16 protein-coding genes are annotated in these 14,232 nt (G+C 71.5%); 11 read left to right on the top strand and 5 right to left on the bottom strand.

The genetic code is table 11. The features are described 5' to 3' along the window. Window positions 1-14: 14 nt before the first annotated feature. On the top strand, window positions 15-2,105 hold the full coding sequence (locus tag OG306_RS23225; RefSeq protein ID WP_327258874.1) for a protein kinase domain-containing protein: 2,091 nt from the start codon (window positions 15-17) through the stop codon (window positions 2,103-2,105). Window positions 2,106-2,259: 154 nt separating this feature from the next. Then, a complete protein-coding gene (locus OG306_RS23230) occupies window positions 2,260-2,445 on the top strand; it encodes a hypothetical protein (protein ID WP_371665589.1) in 186 nt (61 codons plus the stop codon). An 18-nt stretch (window positions 2,446-2,463) separates the two neighbouring features. Here OG306_RS23230 and OG306_RS23235 read toward each other — a convergent pair whose 3' ends face one another. Continuing rightward, entirely contained in the window at window positions 2,464-3,030 is a 567-nt protein-coding gene (locus OG306_RS23235) for a hypothetical protein (RefSeq protein WP_266747997.1), read from the bottom strand. Window positions 3,031-3,184: 154 nt separating this feature from the next. Here OG306_RS23235 and tsaB point away from each other — a divergent pair, with 154 nt between their 5' ends. Genes tsaB through OG306_RS23255 form a run of 4 tightly spaced genes read left to right on the top strand, consistent with a single transcriptional unit; the run spans window position 3,185 to window position 5,737 of the window. Continuing rightward, window positions 3,185-3,847: a tRNA (adenosine(37)-N6)-threonylcarbamoyltransferase complex dimerization subunit type 1 TsaB gene (tsaB, locus tag OG306_RS23240; RefSeq protein WP_266747998.1), complete on the top strand. Its 663-nt coding sequence runs from the start codon at window positions 3,185-3,187 to the stop codon at window positions 3,845-3,847. Then, the gene (rimI, locus tag OG306_RS23245; protein ID WP_266905711.1) at window positions 3,844-4,347 is read left to right on the top strand and encodes a ribosomal protein S18-alanine N-acetyltransferase; all 504 of its coding nucleotides are present in this window, start codon (window positions 3,844-3,846) and stop codon (window positions 4,345-4,347) included. The genes tsaB and rimI overlap by 4 nt, the downstream gene beginning before the upstream one ends. After that, window positions 4,347-5,447, top strand: a complete 1,101-nt coding sequence (gene tsaD / locus OG306_RS23250) for a tRNA (adenosine(37)-N6)-threonylcarbamoyltransferase complex transferase subunit TsaD (protein WP_266748000.1) — start codon at window positions 4,347-4,349, stop codon at window positions 5,445-5,447. The genes rimI and tsaD overlap by 1 nt, the downstream gene beginning before the upstream one ends. Before the next feature lie 5 nt (window positions 5,448-5,452). After that, a complete protein-coding gene (locus OG306_RS23255; RefSeq protein WP_266752361.1) occupies window positions 5,453-5,737 on the top strand; it encodes a hypothetical protein in 285 nt (94 codons plus the stop codon). Window positions 5,738-5,788: 51 nt separating this feature from the next. Here OG306_RS23255 and OG306_RS23260 read toward each other — a convergent pair whose 3' ends face one another. Next, on the bottom strand, window positions 5,789-6,409 hold the full coding sequence (locus OG306_RS23260; protein WP_266748001.1) for a class I SAM-dependent methyltransferase: 621 nt from the start codon (window positions 6,407-6,409) through the stop codon (window positions 5,789-5,791). Window positions 6,410-6,508: 99 nt separating this feature from the next. On the opposite strand from OG306_RS23260, the gene OG306_RS23265 reads away from it, so the two are divergent. After that, on the top strand, window positions 6,509-7,174 hold the full coding sequence (locus OG306_RS23265) for a hypothetical protein (protein ID WP_266905709.1): 666 nt from the start codon (window positions 6,509-6,511) through the stop codon (window positions 7,172-7,174). Window positions 7,175-7,226: 52 nt separating this feature from the next. Beyond that, window positions 7,227-7,592 carry a hypothetical protein gene (locus OG306_RS23270; protein WP_266748003.1) on the top strand — a complete coding sequence of 122 codons (366 nt, stop codon included), beginning with the start codon at window positions 7,227-7,229 and terminating at the stop codon, window positions 7,590-7,592. Window positions 7,593-7,625: 33 nt separating this feature from the next. On the opposite strand, the gene OG306_RS23275 is transcribed toward OG306_RS23270, so the two are convergent. Continuing rightward, on the bottom strand, window positions 7,626-8,843 hold the full coding sequence (locus tag OG306_RS23275; protein ID WP_266752362.1) for a THUMP-like domain-containing protein: 1,218 nt from the start codon (window positions 8,841-8,843) through the stop codon (window positions 7,626-7,628). A gap of 82 nt (window positions 8,844-8,925) precedes the next feature. Here OG306_RS23275 and OG306_RS23280 point away from each other — a divergent pair, with 82 nt between their 5' ends. Continuing rightward, window positions 8,926-9,969: a polysaccharide deacetylase family protein gene (locus tag OG306_RS23280; protein WP_266748004.1), complete on the top strand. Its 1,044-nt coding sequence runs from the start codon at window positions 8,926-8,928 to the stop codon at window positions 9,967-9,969. 268 nt (window positions 9,970-10,237) lie between these two features. On the opposite strand, the gene OG306_RS23285 is transcribed toward OG306_RS23280, so the two are convergent. Beyond that, on the bottom strand, window positions 10,238-10,717 hold the full coding sequence (locus OG306_RS23285; protein WP_266748006.1) for a DUF6234 family protein: 480 nt from the start codon (window positions 10,715-10,717) through the stop codon (window positions 10,238-10,240). A 329-nt stretch (window positions 10,718-11,046) separates the two neighbouring features. Between OG306_RS23285 and groES the strand changes: the two genes are divergently transcribed. Both groES and groL read left to right on the top strand, forming a co-directional pair. Then, window positions 11,047-11,355 carry a co-chaperone GroES gene (groES, locus tag OG306_RS23290; RefSeq protein WP_093540722.1) on the top strand — a complete coding sequence of 103 codons (309 nt, stop codon included), beginning with the start codon at window positions 11,047-11,049 and terminating at the stop codon, window positions 11,353-11,355. Between the two features lie 100 nt (window positions 11,356-11,455). Next, the gene (groL, locus tag OG306_RS23295) at window positions 11,456-13,081 is read left to right on the top strand and encodes a chaperonin GroEL (protein ID WP_266748007.1); all 1,626 of its coding nucleotides are present in this window, start codon (window positions 11,456-11,458) and stop codon (window positions 13,079-13,081) included. A gap of 104 nt (window positions 13,082-13,185) precedes the next feature. On the opposite strand, the gene OG306_RS23300 is transcribed toward groL, so the two are convergent. Then, window positions 13,186-14,214, bottom strand: a complete 1,029-nt coding sequence (locus tag OG306_RS23300; protein ID WP_266748008.1) for a hydroxyacid dehydrogenase — start codon at window positions 14,212-14,214, stop codon at window positions 13,186-13,188. Between the last annotated feature and the right edge of the window lie 18 nt (window positions 14,215-14,232).

Below are 14,232 nucleotides of genomic sequence, written 5' to 3' on the forward strand. Positions count from 1 at the left end.
AAAGCGCTGCGGAAATGAAGCCCCTGGAATCCGGCGACCCGATCCGGCTCGGCCCGTACCACCTGCGTGGCGTCCTGGGCGAGGGCGGCATGGGCAAGGTGTATGTGGGACAGGACGCGCAGGGGCGCGCCGCCGCGGTGAAGGTCCTGCACCCCCATCTGGCGCACGACACCCACCTCGCGCAGCGGTTCGTCCGTGAGGCGCAGATGGCGCAGGCCGTCACCGGCGAGGGCGTGGCCCGGGTCCTGGAGGCCCGGACCGAGGGCGGACGGCCCTGGATCGCCACCGAGTTCCTCGTCGGCCCGACCCTCGACGAGGCGGTCCGCGCCCACGGCCCGCTCGAAGAGCCCGCCACCCGGGCCCTCGCCGTGGCGCTGGCGCGGGCGCTGACGGTCATTCATGCGGCGGGACTCGTCCACCGCGACCTGAAACCCGCGAACATCGTGCTCACCTCGGCGGGTCCTCGGATCATCGACTTCGGTATCGCCCGGCCCGAGCACGGGTTCACCCTGACGGTGACCGGACAAGTCCCGGTGACACCTGGTTACGGTGCCCCCGAGCAGGTGCTGGGTCGGCGTGTCGGCCCGCCCGCCGATGTCTTCTCGCTCGGTGCGGTGCTCGTGTACGCGTCGAGCGGGCAGCGCGCGTACGAGGGCGAGCACGTCGCCGCCGTGCAGTACGAGGTCGTTCACGGCGAACCGCGGCTGGACCGGGTCCCGGCCGTGCTCCGGCCGCTCATCGCTCCCTGCCTGGCCAAGGAACCCGCGCACCGGCCCGCGCCCGAGCACATGGCCGGTGTCTTCGCCCCGCCCCGGGGTGCCGAACGGGTCTGGCGGCAGGGGCCGCTCGCGCAGGATGTCACGGCGCGCGAGCGCAGCCTGCACCAGCTCACCACCGTGTCTGCCGCGGACCGTGGCAGCGGCGGTTCCGTCTCCCGCCGCCGTCTGCTGACCGCGTTCGCGGTCGGCGGGGCGGTGGCGGTGGGTGGTGGCGCGGTGTGGTGGAACATGCGGGAGCGCGGCGCCGGGCCGTTCGACATCCCGCCCGCGGCCAGGACGCCGACGGCCCGCGCTCTGTCCCCGGAGCGGGGCGACTACGCCCGCGGCCAGACGCCCGAGCCGCTGTGGAGCGTGTCCTCGGCGCTTGCCGGGGTGACCCCGGCGCCCCTTCCGGTCCGCGATGTGATCGTCGCCGGCGGCGTGGCGGGAGGCCTCGTGGCACGCAGCGTCGTGGACGGTTCGGTGGCGTGGAAGGCGCCCGAGGTGGCGGCGAGCCGCCGATACGTGTCGCTCTCGGACCGGCTGGTGGCGGCTGTCGACGGGGACGGGGTGCTGCGTACCTTCGTCGCCTCCACGGGTGAACCGAAGTGGACGGCGGACGCGGACGTGGCCTGCGTCCTGGCCGCGGACGACGAGGCGGTGTACGTGGTCACGGGGGATGGCCGGGTGCGGAGCATCGGCCGGTCCGACGCCAAGGTGCGCTGGACCGTCGCGGCCGGAACCGATCTCACTGCGGAGTCCGGGGCGCGCGGGGTTGCCGCGCGGGGGCGCCTGGTGGTGGCCGGGGACCGTGACGTCGCCGCGTTCGCCACCGGTGACGGCCGCAGGGTGTGGGCGCGCGAAGCGCAGTCCGTGAAGCGGCCCGGTCTCGCCGTCGCGGGGGAGACCGTCGTGGTGAGCGGCTCCCGGCTGGCCGCGCTGGACCTCGGCGACGGCAAGGAGCGCTGGGTCGCGGACAGCCCGGAGGAGGTGTCCGGGGTCCCCGTCTCGTGGGGCCCTCCCACGGTCCACGGCCTCCATGTGTTCGCGGCCGTCCTCGGCCACCCCCGGCGTCTGGGCATCGCTGACGGGAAACCGAGCGACTGGGCGTACGAGGGCCTCTTCCAGTGCGACCCGCCGAGCCCGCTCGTCGTCGCGGGCGACGGTCTTTGGTCGGTGGCCGTCAACAAGTCGGTGGGCGGGGTGAACGTCCTCGACCTGGTCCGTCAGCGCGAGCCGTGGGTCTTCCCGCTCATCAAGCACCCCGACCGCTACTGGCTCGCGGCCGATGGCGGGCGGGTCTTCCTGCTGGACGGTGCCTCGCTCACCGCGCTGCCGGTCTTCTGAAGGCTCGTTCGAGTGCGGATTCAGCTGTCCGGCACTCTTTCCGACAAGTCGTCGGTAAATGCTTGCGCAGGACGCGGCGGTCGTGGTCACATGGATGGGAGAATTGGTTAGGTGTGCCTAACCGTGCCCTCCATCGGAGCTCCAGGAGGCATCCATGCCGACGTCCGAGCGTGACCCGCAGCCGCAGCCGCAGCCGCAGCCGCAGCCGCAGCCGTCCGCCCTGTCGATGAAGGATCTGCTGGCCTCGTGTGCCGCCGCCACGGCGGTGTCCACGCCGCCACCGGCCGAGCCGGTTGAGGAAGAGCCGGACGGGCTGCCGTCCCGGCGCGACGCGGCATAGCCTGCGCAACGTGTCCCGCTACGGGACGACGACGACCTTCGTACCCACCAGCGCGAAGTCCCACATCGCGTCCCCGTCGGCCCGGGACATCCGTACGCCGCCGGTCTTCAGTGACGGGTCCGGGCTCTCCATCGAACCGTCCAGTGCCGCGCTGAACCCCACGGCCACGCCGTCCACCATCGCGAACCGCACCACGTGCTCGATCATCACGCCGTCCGAGCCCTTGGTCGCGGCTCCCGAGCGCGGTGTGACCACCTCGTACGTCCCGGGCCGCGGGTTCAGTGAGCTCGGCATGACGGCGAAGCTCCTGGTCACCTCTCCAGCCGCGTCGACGAGCCACACGTGGCGGTCGGCCAGGGCGTACACGACCCGTGTTCCGGTACCGGAGGCGGTGGGGAGTGCGGCCGGCGGCTTCTTTTCCTTCGGCTTGTCGTGGCCGGCGGCGGGCGCGCTGCTGGAAACCTTCGGCTTGGGGGCGGCGACGGAGTCAGGGGCGTTCGCCGATGCCTGGTAGGCCAGAAAACCGACCGCGGCGAGAGCCGCCGCAGTGAGCCCGGCCACGATTCCCGAGCTGCCCCTTGCCACCGTGCGCGCCCCTTTCGCTCCGTATGTCGTACAAACGTTTAGCGATTACGTCGTACTCGCGTGCGTTCCCGGTGACGGTAGCAGCCGGGGCCGGTCGTACCGGGACGCCGTACGGGACACCGTGCCCCCGTCGGAGGAGCCGTAGGCTGTTTGCGTGCTCTTGCTCGCCGTGGATACCGCCACCCCCGCCGTCACCGTCGCCCTTCACGACGGAACCTCCGTCGTCGCCGAGTCCGGTCGGGTCGATGCCCGAAGGCATGGGGAGCTGCTGCTGCCCGCCGTCGACCGGGTCCTCGCCGAGGCCGGGGTGAAACTCGACGCCGTGACGGACGTGGTCGTGGGCGTCGGCCCCGGCCCCTACACCGGGCTGCGGGTCGGCCTGGTCACGGCCGCGACCTTCGGCTCCGCCCTCTCCGTGCCCGTGCACGGGGTCTGCACCCTGGACGGTCTCGCGTACGCCGCAGGGCAGGCCGGCCTGGAGGGCCCGTTCGCCGTCGCGACGGACGCCCGCCGCAAGGAGGTCTACTGGGCGCGCTACGAGGACTGCCGTACGTGCGTCACGGAGCCCGCCGTCGACCGGCCCGCCGACATCGCCGAGCGGCTCGCAGGAGTTCCCGTCGTCGGGGCGGGCGCGGTGCTCTACCCCGAGGCGTTCCCGGACGCCCGGGGCCCCGAGCACGTCAGCGCCGGTGCGCTGGCCGCCCTCGCCGCCGAGCGGCTCGCCGCGGGCGCGGAATTGTTGCCGCCGCGGCCGCTCTACCTGCGCAGGCCCGACGCCCAGGTCCCGAAGAACTACAAGGTGGTCACCCCGAAGTGACGAGCACGACTGCCGTACTGCGCGAAATGCGCTGGTGGGACATCGATCGGGTGCTGGCCCTCGAACACGAGCTGTTCCCGGACGACGCCTGGTCGGCCGGCATGTTCTGGTCCGAGCTGGCGCACGCCCGCGGTCCGCGGGCCACCCGCCGCTACGTCGTCGCCGAGGATCCCGCCACCGGCCGGATCGTCGGCTACGCCGGGCTCGCCGCGGCCGGTGACCTCGCCGACGTACAGACGATCGGTGTCACCCGCGACCACTGGGGCGGCGGCCTCGGCTCCGAACTCCTCACCGATCTCCTGAAGCACGCCACGGCCTTCGAGTGCGCCGAGGTGCTCCTCGAAGTCCGCGTCGACAACACCCGGGCGCAGAAGCTGTACGAACGCTTCGGCTTCGAACCGATCGGCTTCCGCCGCGGCTACTACCAGCCCGGCAACATCGACGCACTCGTCATGCGCCTGACGGTGCAAGAGCCCGCACAAGAGACAGAGACTTACTGATGGCTGACGAACCGCTCGTACTCGGCATCGAGACCTCCTGCGACGAGACCGGTGTCGGCATCGTCCGCGGTACGACGCTGCTGGCCGACGCCGTCGCGTCCAGCGTCGACACGCACGCCCGCTTCGGCGGCGTCGTGCCGGAGATCGCCTCCCGCGCGCACCTGGAGGCGATGGTCCCCACCATCGAGCGCGCCCTGAAGGAGGCCGGGATCAGCGCCCGCGACCTCGACGGCATCTCCGTCACCGCCGGTCCCGGGCTCGCGGGCGCGCTGCTCGTCGGCGTCTCGGCCGCGAAGGCGTACGCGTACGCGCTGAACAAGCCGCTCTACGGGGTGAACCACCTCGCCTCGCACATCTGCGTCGACCAGCTGGAGCACGGCCCGCTGCCCGAGCCGACCATGGCACTGCTTGTCAGCGGCGGCCACTCCTCCCTGCTCCTCGCGCCGGACATCACCAACGACGTACGGCCGCTGGGCGCGACCATCGACGACGCGGCGGGCGAGGCCTTCGACAAGATCGCCCGGGTGCTGGACCTCGGCTTCCCCGGCGGCCCGGTCATCGACCGGCTGGCGAAGGAGGGCGACCCGAAGGCGATCGCGTTCCCGCGCGGACTGAGCGGCTCCCGCGATCCCGCGTACGACTTCTCCTTCTCCGGCCTGAAGACGTCCGTCGCCCGCTGGATCGAGGCGAAGCGGGCCGCGGGCGAGGACGTGCCGGTACGGGACGTGGCGGCGTCCTTCCAGGAAGCCGTGGTGGATGTGCTCACCCGTAAGGCCGTCCGGGCCTGCAAGGACGAGGGCGTCGACCACCTGATGATCGGCGGCGGTGTCGCGGCCAACTCGCGGCTGCGGGCCCTGGCCGAGGAGCGGTGCGAGCGGGCCGGCATCCGGCTGCGGGTGCCGCGGCCGGGGCTGTGCACGGACAACGGAGCGATGGTCGCGGCGCTGGGCGCGGAGATGGTGGCCCGGAACAGGCCGGCCTCCGACCTGGAGCTGTCCGCGGACTCGTCGCTGCCGGTGACCGACCCCCACGTCCCCGGTGCCCACGCGCACAACCACGATCATGTGCACGAGATCAGCAAGGACAACCTCTACTCATGAGCGGCATGAGCGGCACGACCGTCGCCTTGATGTGGGAGGCCCGTGCCACCGCCGGCCGGGGCCCCGAGCTCCTGGAGTGGGCGCGCGCCCGTGCGGCCGAGCTGGCCCGTGAACCGCTGCGACGCGAGCTGCTGCGCGCCCCGCAGGACCGGGTCCTGGTCCTCACCTGGTGGGAGGGGGAGTACGGCGACGAGCTGCCCGAACTCCCCGAGCCGGACCCGGAGTTGATCACTCGTCCGGTGCATCGGTGGCGCTTCGAGTCGCTGGGGGCCGTGGACTTCCCCGGCTGATCGGCCCTCGGTGATCGCGCCGGGTTCCGCCTACGACGCGGCCACGCCGGTCTACGACGCGGCCACGCCCATCGACACGGCCGCCATCGCCTTCGGCGCGCCCTTCTCGTAGAACTCGTCGAGGTCGACGATCGTGAACCCTGCGGCCGTCAGCATCTCGGCGACCGGCCGGGTCAGGCGGCACCCGGCGAAGAGCCGCCGCTCCAGCGGATCGAGGCGGCGTTGCCAGCGGCGTACGTTCTCGTCCTCCTCCGGCGCCAGACCGTGCTCCAGGAAATGCAGGGTCGCACCGGGCTTGAGAACCCGGCGCACCTCGCGCAGTGCCGCGTCGGCGTCGGGGATGGTGCACAGCGCCCACGTCGACAGGGCGCCGTCGAAGGTGTTGTCCTCGAACGGCAGGTACTGGCTGTCCAGACAGGCGCGCCGCACCAGGGGGTGCCCCGCGTCGATCCGGTCACGCGCCAGCTTCCAGCCGAGATCGGACGGCTCGACCGCGGCTACCTCGGTGACGGCGTCCGGGTAGAACGGAACGTTGTGCCCGGAACCGAACCCGATCTCGATGATCTCGCCGTACAGGCCCTCGCAGACCCGGCGCCGCAATGGTTCGACCTGCTTCATCCCGCCGACGGCATCATCGATCCGGGGCACGATCCGGTCGGCATAGAACCCCATCGCGAACCTCCGTGTGTTTCTTTCCAGCATGGCACCGCGGCGGCTTCCGCGCACCGTGCTGCCCGCAGAGGGGGGCGCGCGGTCGGTAGGGTCTGGCCCATGTTTCGCCGCGCACAACTGCCGCCGCCGCCACCGCCCGTGGAGATACGTTCCTGGCCCGACCGCGAGGCACTGCTCGCCGACCGGGCCGTGGTGCTCGGGGAGCTGGTGAGGGCACATGTGTCACCGGGGCGCCTGGCGATGCTGTGGTTGTGGGGAGCACTCTGCGCGCTCGGCTGGTCGCTGGTGGGCGCTGCGCTCATCACGTTCGAGGAGACGTACGACATCTTCAGCGCCTTCCTCGCCGTGATCCTCGTCGGCATGGGCACCTGCTGCGTGGTGCCGGCGGTCCTCCTCGTCGTCATTGGCCTGCGCTACGACATCGAGGTGCGCCGACTGCTCGACGCCTGGGGGCACTTGGACCGCGATCCGGTACGGGACGCGCGGTTGCTGATGCCGGGCGTCAGCCTCGTCTGGCTGCTGATGTCCTTCACGCTGTGCGCGCTCGGGCTGTACGCGTGCATCGCCGTCCCGGCGACCTCCGAGGCGGCCCAGGACAGTTTCGCCCTCATCGTCCTGGTCACCGGACTCGGGATGACCGGCTGGCTCACCGGGCTGATCGGCATCATCAAGGCCTTCGCGCACCGCCGTTGGGCGCTGCGGATGCTGATCGGGGCGCCCCGTCCGGAGCCGCTGTTCTCCGCCGGGGGCGGCGCGCATCGCTGAGTCCGGACCTATCCTGACCGCTACATGAGTCGCACAGGGGGAGGCGTGTCACATGGAGTGGTACTGGTGGGTGCTCATCATCTTCTGGACCGGCGGATTCGGGTGGGCCGTCGACAACGTCCGTACCGCGCTGCGCAACCGGCACACCCGCAAGCTGGAGCTGCTGGAGGCGGCCAAGCAGGAACGGCTCGCCGTCGAAGCGGCCCACCGGCCGCCGGAGCCGGTCTGCGGCTGCACACACCATCTCGCCAAGCACGACAAGCGGGGCAAGTGCCATGAGCGGGTCGAGGTGCCGACGGCCTGGGACGAGTCGAAGAAGCCGGTCCGCTTCGAGTCGGGGCAGTGCAACTGCCAGCAGTACGTGGGTCCTCAGCCGCTCTCCCAGGTATACGCCGAGGACCTGACCGACCTGGCCTGAGACCGGCCGGCAATTGCCGGCCGGCCGGTCGGGCTAAGACGCCTCCGGCCGCACGGGGTGACCGATCAGCATCGTCGGGGCCCCGGCCACCCGGGTCAGGAAGACCGTCGCGGCGTTCGGCCCCTGGAGCTTCATCCTGCGGCGCAGCTCCTCCGGCTCGACGGCCGAGCCGCGCTTCTTCACCGTCAGGACGCCGACCTTCCGCTCCCGCAGCAGCGCCTTCAGCTTCTTCATGTTGAACGGCAGCCGGTCGGTGATCTCGTACCCGGTGGTGTAGGGGGAGTCGTACGGCTCGTCGCTCGTGACGTACGCGATGGTCTCGTCGATCAGCCGGCCGTCGCACCGCGCCACGATGTCGGCGACCAGGTGGGCGCGGATGACGGCCCCGTCCGGCTCGTACAGATATCGGCCGACCGGGCCGACGGGCGGGGCGGGCAGCGGGGCCGCGGACCAGAGGGTGGCGCGGGCCGGGAGCACGGTGGCGCGGTACGAACCGGGCGCGAAGCCCTCGCCGAACCAGAGCACGGCCTCCTTCACGTCGCCGCCGTCCGAGATCCACTCCGCCTCCGCCCGTGCCGGGATCGCCTCGTGCGGGATGCCGGGGGCGATCTTCAGCGCGGCGCGGGGGGCGTCGAGCGCGGCGCCGGTCGCCCAGGAGAGCGGCGGTGAGTACGCCTCGGGGTCGAAGATCCTGCCCCGGCCGCCGCGCCGGGCCGGGTCGACGAAGACCGCGTCGTACGGCGAGGTGTCGATCTCGGTGACATCGGCGCACCGCACCTCGATCAGACCGTCCAGGCCGAGCGCGACGGCGTTGGCGCGGGCCACCTCGGCGGTCAGCGGGTCGCGGTCCACGGCGAGGACGGAGATGCCCGCCCGCGCGAGCGCGATCGCGTCGCCGCCGATCCCGCAGCAGAGGTCGGCTACGCACCGCACCCCGCCCGCCGCCACGAACCGCCGCGCGCGATGGGTGGCCACCGATGTACGGGTCGCCTGCTCGACGCCGTTCGGTGTGAAGAACATCCGGTACGCGTCCTCGGCGCCGAACTTCGCCACCGCCCGCTGGCGCAGCCGGGCCTGCCCCAGCGCCGCCGAGACCAGGGGGGCCGGGTGGTCGCGGCGCAGCCGGGTGGCGGTGGCGAGCTCCTGGGCGGGGTCGTACGACCGCAACTCGTCCAGGAGCGCCGCGCCCTCGGGGGTGCGCAGGGCCATGAAGGAGGCGAGGGGGGAGTCGAGAGCGTTCACCCGCCCCATTGTGAGCCAGCCGGGTTGACCGGCGGACCCGGCGGCGGTGTCGGGCGGGGGCGCCCGTCCCCTGCTGGCAGGATGCGACGCCATGCGTCTTGTACGACAAAAGGTAAAACTAACAGCGAATCTGAGCGAAGCGGGTGCATGCGAATCCGGGCGCGGCCGGAGCCCCGGCGGGCATCGGCCCGCGTGTGCTGTCCTGGCCGCGCTCCTGATCGTCGCCGCCGGCTCCGGCTGCGCCTCCGAGGCCGACGGCCGGGCCGGCGCCGACGTCGAACACCGCGCCCGGCCCGCCGCCGGACTTCCGGGCGGTCCGGGATTTCCGGGCGGTCCCGGGCAGAAAGCGGGCCCCGAGCGGCCGGCCGGTCAGGGCCGCGCACCCGCCGGGCCCTATGAGAACGCGAAGTTCGGCCCGGCCGTACGGGCGGCCCTCGCCAAGAAATGGCGGCTGGACCGGCCACCCCTGATCGCACCCCCGCCGCCCGCCGTCAAACCGCACATCACCACCCGGGAGGGCTTCGAGGTGAAGGGCGGCGACGACTCGCTGCCGCCGGTCTTCACCACCGTCCCGACCAAGGACCGGGTCGTCTTCCTGACGATGGACGACGGGTCCGAGAAGGACCCCGAACTGCTCCAGATGATGGACGAACTGGACATCCCGTACAGCGCCTTCCTCACCGACGACGAGGTGCGTGACAACTACGGGTACTTCGGGGAGGCGCAGCGGCTGGGCGTCGGCCTCAACAACCACACGCTCAGCCACCCGTACCTTCCCGGGCTCTCGTACAGCGAGCAGAAGCGCGAGATCTGCGACCAGCAGGCCACCATCGAGAAGCAGTACGGGAAGCGGCCCGTCCTCTTCCGTCCGCCGTACGGCAACTACAACGGGGACACGCTCCGGATCGCCAAGTCCTGCGGCGTCAAGGCCGTGCCGCTCTGGAACGCGGAGGCGTTCCCGGACCACATGGAGTGGCGCGAGGGGGACCAGGACCTGCGTCCCGGCGACATCATCCTCACGCATTTCCGGGGCCGGGGGGCGTGGGGTGCCGATATGGCGGACCTGGTTCGCGCGGTCATGAAGACCATCACGGATCAGGGGTACGCCGTGGCCCGGCTGGAGGATTACGTATGAGAAGGGCGTACCGGCTGCTCGCCGGCCTGCTGGCAGCCGGTGCGCTCCTGACCACCACCGCCGGGTGCGCGCAGTCGGTCGCCCCGATCGAACGGCTGGGCCGCAAGGCCGCACAGAAGGTGACCCACCCGGGGCCGAGCCCCACAGCGGGCCCGCAGACGCATCCGCACGGCGACCGGGGTGATCGCAGCGGCCGCAGTGACCGCCGGGACCGTGGCGGTCATGGCGGTCACGGGGCGTCAGGGGCGCTGGTCGTCATCGCCTGCCCTCAGCCGCCGGAGTCCAGGCACGCGTGGTTGTCGCCGCCGCTGAGGCACTGGTGGCCGGACCGGCCGGGATCGTCCGAAGGCGTGGAGGCCGGCGCCGGGTGCGAGCGGCGGTAGTCCTCGTGCCCGACCTGCACCGCCGCCACGCACAGCAGGAGCACGACCGGGATCTGGAGCGCCCCCGCCCAGGGCCAGTTCTCGCGGATCAGCACCACGGCGATCAGCGCGACCGCCGCCGCGATCCCGCCGAAGACGAGGACGGGCGTCCAGTCCATCGGCGGCGGGTCCGTCGTCTCCGAAGCACCGGGGTCCCACCGGGACCGGGACAGGGTCAGGGAGTGGGCGGCGGCCGCGCAGATCAGCCCCTCCAGGAGCACCAGCAGCAGACCCAGCACCACATCGAGACAGCCGTTCACGGCGCGCGAGCCGCGCCGGGGCCGCGAGTCCCGTGAATCCGAATGCCGGTACGGAGATTCGGTCATGTTCACACAGTCGTACGGAACGCCGTGGTCCGTACGGCCGTTGTCCCAGTGTTGTCCGGACTGTTGTCCGGACGGTACCCCGGTCGCTGCCCCGGCCGGCGCGCGGTGCTGGGCCGGAGCAGGGCTCCGGTGGACGCCACGAGCGCGTGAATTGGCACTCCGCTTGACCGAGTGCTAATCGCGGTCATAGTCTCGGTGCTGGCACTCACCACTGGAGAGTGCCAGCAGTACTGTGCGACTGGCAGGTCCGGCACCCGCGACGACGGATCCACCTGGTCGCCACCCAAAGACTGTTACCCCGTGAGATCTCCGAAGGGGGAGACCGGATCGTGTCGACCGCCAGCACCAAGGTTGCGATCAAGCCGCTCGAGGACCGCATTGTGGTCCAGCCGCTCGACGCCGAGCAGACCACGGCCTCCGGCCTGGTCATTCCGGACACCGCCAAGGAGAAGCCCCAGGAGGGCGTCGTCCTGGCCGTGGGCCCGGGCCGCTTCGAGAACGGCGAGCGCCTTCCGCTCGACGTCAAGACCGGCGACGTCGTGCTCTACAGCAAGTACGGCGGCACCGAGGTGAAGTACAACGGCGAGGAGTACCTCGTCCTCTCGGCTCGTGACGTGCTCGCGATCATCGAGAAGTAATTCACCCACGTTTGCTTCTGTTCTGCGCCCCTGGCCCCCTGCGAACTAACCAGCCGGGTGGTCAGGGGCGCAGTTCGTTCGAGAGGAAAGCTCAGCTCCCATGGCGAAGATCCTGAAGTTCGACGAGGACGCCCGTCGCGCCCTTGAGCGCGGCGTCAACAAGCTTGCCGACACGGTCAAGGTGACGATCGGCCCCAAGGGCCGCAACGTCGTCATCGACAAGAAGTTCGGCGCACCCACCATCACCAACGACGGTGTCACCATCGCGCGCGAGGTCGAGCTCGACGACCCGTACGAGAACCTCGGTGCCCAGCTGGTGAAGGAGGTGGCGACCAAGACCAACGACGTCGCGGGTGACGGTACGACCACCGCCACCGTGCTGGCCCAGGCGCTCGTCCGCGAGGGTCTGCGCAACGTCGCCGCGGGTGCTTCCCCGGCCGCCCTGAAGAAGGGCATCGACGCCGCGGTCAAGGCCGTCTCCGACGAGCTCCTCGCGACCGCCCGTCCGATCGACGACAAGTCCGACATCGCCGCCGTGGCCGCGCTCTCCGCGCAGGACTCGCAGGTCGGCGAGCTCATCGCGGACGCGATGGACAAGGTCGGCAAGGACGGTGTCATCACCGTCGAGGAGTCCAACACCTTCGGTCTGGACCTCGAGTTCACCGAGGGCATGGCCTTCGACAAGGGTTACCTGTCCCCGTACATGGTGACCGACCAGGAGCGTATGGAGGCCGTCCTCGACGACCCGTACATCCTGATCCACCAGGGCAAGATCGGCGCGATCCAGGAGCTGCTCCCGCTGCTGGAGAAGGTCATCCAGGCCGGTGGCTCCAAGCCGCTGCTGATCATCGCCGAGGACGTCGAGGGCGAGGCGCTGTCGACCCTGGTCGTCAACAAGATCCGTGGCACCTTCAACGCCGTCGCGGTGAAGGCCCCGGGCTTCGGTGACCGCCGCAAGGCCATGCTCGGCGACATCGCCACCCTCACCGGTGCGACCGTCATCGCCGAGGAGGTCGGCCTCAAGCTCGACCAGGCCGGTCTGGACGTGCTGGGCACCGCCCGCCGCGTCACCGTCTCCAAGGACGACACGACGATCGTGGACGGCGGCGGCGAGCCCGGCGACGTCAAGGGCCGGGTCAACCAGATCAAGGCCGAGATCGAGGCCACGGACTCCGACTGGGACCGCGAGAAGCTCCAGGAGCGCCTCGCGAAGCTGGCCGGCGGCGTGTGCGTGATCCGTGTCGGTGCCGCCACCGAGGTGGAGCTCAAGGAGAAGAAGCACCGTCTGGAGGACGCCATCTCCGCGACCCGCGCCGCGGTCGAGGAGGGCATCGTCTCCGGTGGTGGCTCCGCTCTGGTTCACGCCGTCAAGGTCCTGGAGGGCAACCTCGACAAGACCGGCGACGAGGCCACGGGTGTCGCGGTCGTGCGCCGCGCCGCCGTCGAGCCGCTGCGCTGGATCGCCGAGAACGCCGGTCTTGAGGGCTACGTCATCACCTCGAAGGTCGCCGAGCTCGACAAGGGCCAGGGCTTCAACGCCGCGACCGGCGAGTACGGCGACCTGGTGAAGGCCGGCGTCATCGACCCGGTCAAGGTCACCCGCTCCGCGCTGGAGAACGCCGCGTCCATCGCGTCGCTGCTGCTCACGACCGAGACGCTCGTCGTCGAGAAGCCGGCCGAGGAAGAGGCCGAGGCCGGTCACGGCGGCCACGGCCACTCGCACTGACGCACAGCTTCACGCAGCCACTGAGGCCCGGTACCCCGTCGCGGGGTACCGGGCCTCCGGCGTGTGCTGCCGGGGCGGCGGAGCGCCTCGGCGTGTCGGCCGGGTCACGCCGAGCGCGGCAGCGCTCCCGCCAGCACCGGAGCCGCGAACGGCAGGCCGGCCGCGTACCGTTCCAGCTCGTCCAGCGCCTCGTCGGCCATCCGGTGCAGCTCATTGCCCAGCGAACCCGCCACATGCGGAGTGAGCAGCACGTTCGGCAGCTCGTACAACGGTGAGTGCGCGGGCGGAAGTTCGGGCTCCGTCACATCCAGCACCGCGTGCAGCCGCCCGCTCGTCAGCTCGGGCAGCAGCGCGCCCTCGTCGATGAGCGAACCCCGCGCCGTGTTGATCAGGGTCGTCCCGGTCGCCATGGCCGACAACTGCGCCGCGCCGATCAGATGGTGCGTCTCGGGGAGCTGCGGCGCGTGCACCGAGACGACCGAGCTGCTCGCGCACAGCTCGTCGAGCGAGGTGAGCCGGACGCCGAGCCGCGCCGCCTCGGTGACGTCCACGTACGGGTCGTACAGCAGGACGTCCAGATCGAAGGGGCGCAGCAGCTCGATCACCCGGCGGCCGATGCGCGAGGCGCCGATGATGCCGACCGTGCGGCGGTAGTTGCCGGTGCCGTCGAACTCCGCGAGCCAGTCGTGCTCGGTGCGCAGCGCGCGGTAGCGGTCGGCGGAGTGCAGGACGCGCTTGTTCGCGAACAGGATCGCGGCGAGCGTGAATTCGGCGACCGGCAGCGCGTTGGCCCCGGCCGCCGAGGTGACGGCGATCCCGCGCTCCCAGCAGGCGTCGGTGATGTGGTGCTTCACGGAACCGGCCGCGTGCACCACGGCCCGCAGCCGGGGAGCGGCCGTCAGTACTTCGGCGCTGAGCGGCGTCGCGCCCCAGCAGGTGAACAGCACCTCGGCATCGGCGAGCGCGGCGGCCACCTCGGGCGTCGGGTCGGCCAGGTCGTGGGCGACGAGGTGCGGGTCGGTGCGGGTGAGGGTGGCGAGGCGGGTGCGGTGGCGGTCGGTGAGGAGGCGGGCGGCGATGCCGGGGCCCATCGCGAGCAGGGCGGCCGGCCGGTTGTCAGTGGCGTGGGGCATGGTGGAACTCGTACTCCT

The organism is Streptomyces sp. NBC_01241, from assembly GCF_041435435.1.
In the GTDB taxonomy this organism is placed as follows: Bacteria; Actinomycetota; Actinomycetes; order Streptomycetales; family Streptomycetaceae; genus Streptomyces.

What these genes read in the sequence shown, in the direction of transcription:
- OG306_RS23225 (WP_327258874.1), top strand. Translation starts at nt 15, where the DNA reads ATGAAGCCCCTGGAATCCGGCGACCCGATCCGGCTCGGCCCGTACCAC.
- OG306_RS23230 (WP_371665589.1), top strand. Translation starts at nt 2,260, where the DNA reads ATGCCGACGTCCGAGCGTGACCCGCAGCCGCAGCCGCAGCCGCAGCCG.
- tsaD (WP_266748000.1), top strand. Translation starts at nt 4,347, where the DNA reads ATGGCTGACGAACCGCTCGTACTCGGCATCGAGACCTCCTGCGACGAG.
- OG306_RS23255 (WP_266752361.1), top strand. Translation starts at nt 5,453, where the DNA reads ATGAGCGGCACGACCGTCGCCTTGATGTGGGAGGCCCGTGCCACCGCC.
- OG306_RS23260 (WP_266748001.1), bottom strand. Translation starts at nt 6,409, where the DNA reads ATGGGGTTCTATGCCGACCGGATCGTGCCCCGGATCGATGATGCCGTC.
- OG306_RS23265 (WP_266905709.1), top strand. Translation starts at nt 6,509, where the DNA reads ATGTTTCGCCGCGCACAACTGCCGCCGCCGCCACCGCCCGTGGAGATA.
- OG306_RS23270 (WP_266748003.1), top strand. Translation starts at nt 7,227, where the DNA reads ATGGAGTGGTACTGGTGGGTGCTCATCATCTTCTGGACCGGCGGATTC.
- OG306_RS23275 (WP_266752362.1), bottom strand. Translation starts at nt 8,843, where the DNA reads ATGGGGCGGGTGAACGCTCTCGACTCCCCCCTCGCCTCCTTCATGGCC.
- OG306_RS23280 (WP_266748004.1), top strand. Translation starts at nt 8,926, where the DNA reads ATGCGTCTTGTACGACAAAAGGTAAAACTAACAGCGAATCTGAGCGAA.
- OG306_RS23285 (WP_266748006.1), bottom strand. Translation starts at nt 10,717, where the DNA reads ATGACCGAATCTCCGTACCGGCATTCGGATTCACGGGACTCGCGGCCC.
- groL (WP_266748007.1), top strand. Translation starts at nt 11,456, where the DNA reads ATGGCGAAGATCCTGAAGTTCGACGAGGACGCCCGTCGCGCCCTTGAG.
- OG306_RS23300 (WP_266748008.1), bottom strand. Translation starts at nt 14,214, where the DNA reads ATGCCCCACGCCACTGACAACCGGCCGGCCGCCCTGCTCGCGATGGGC.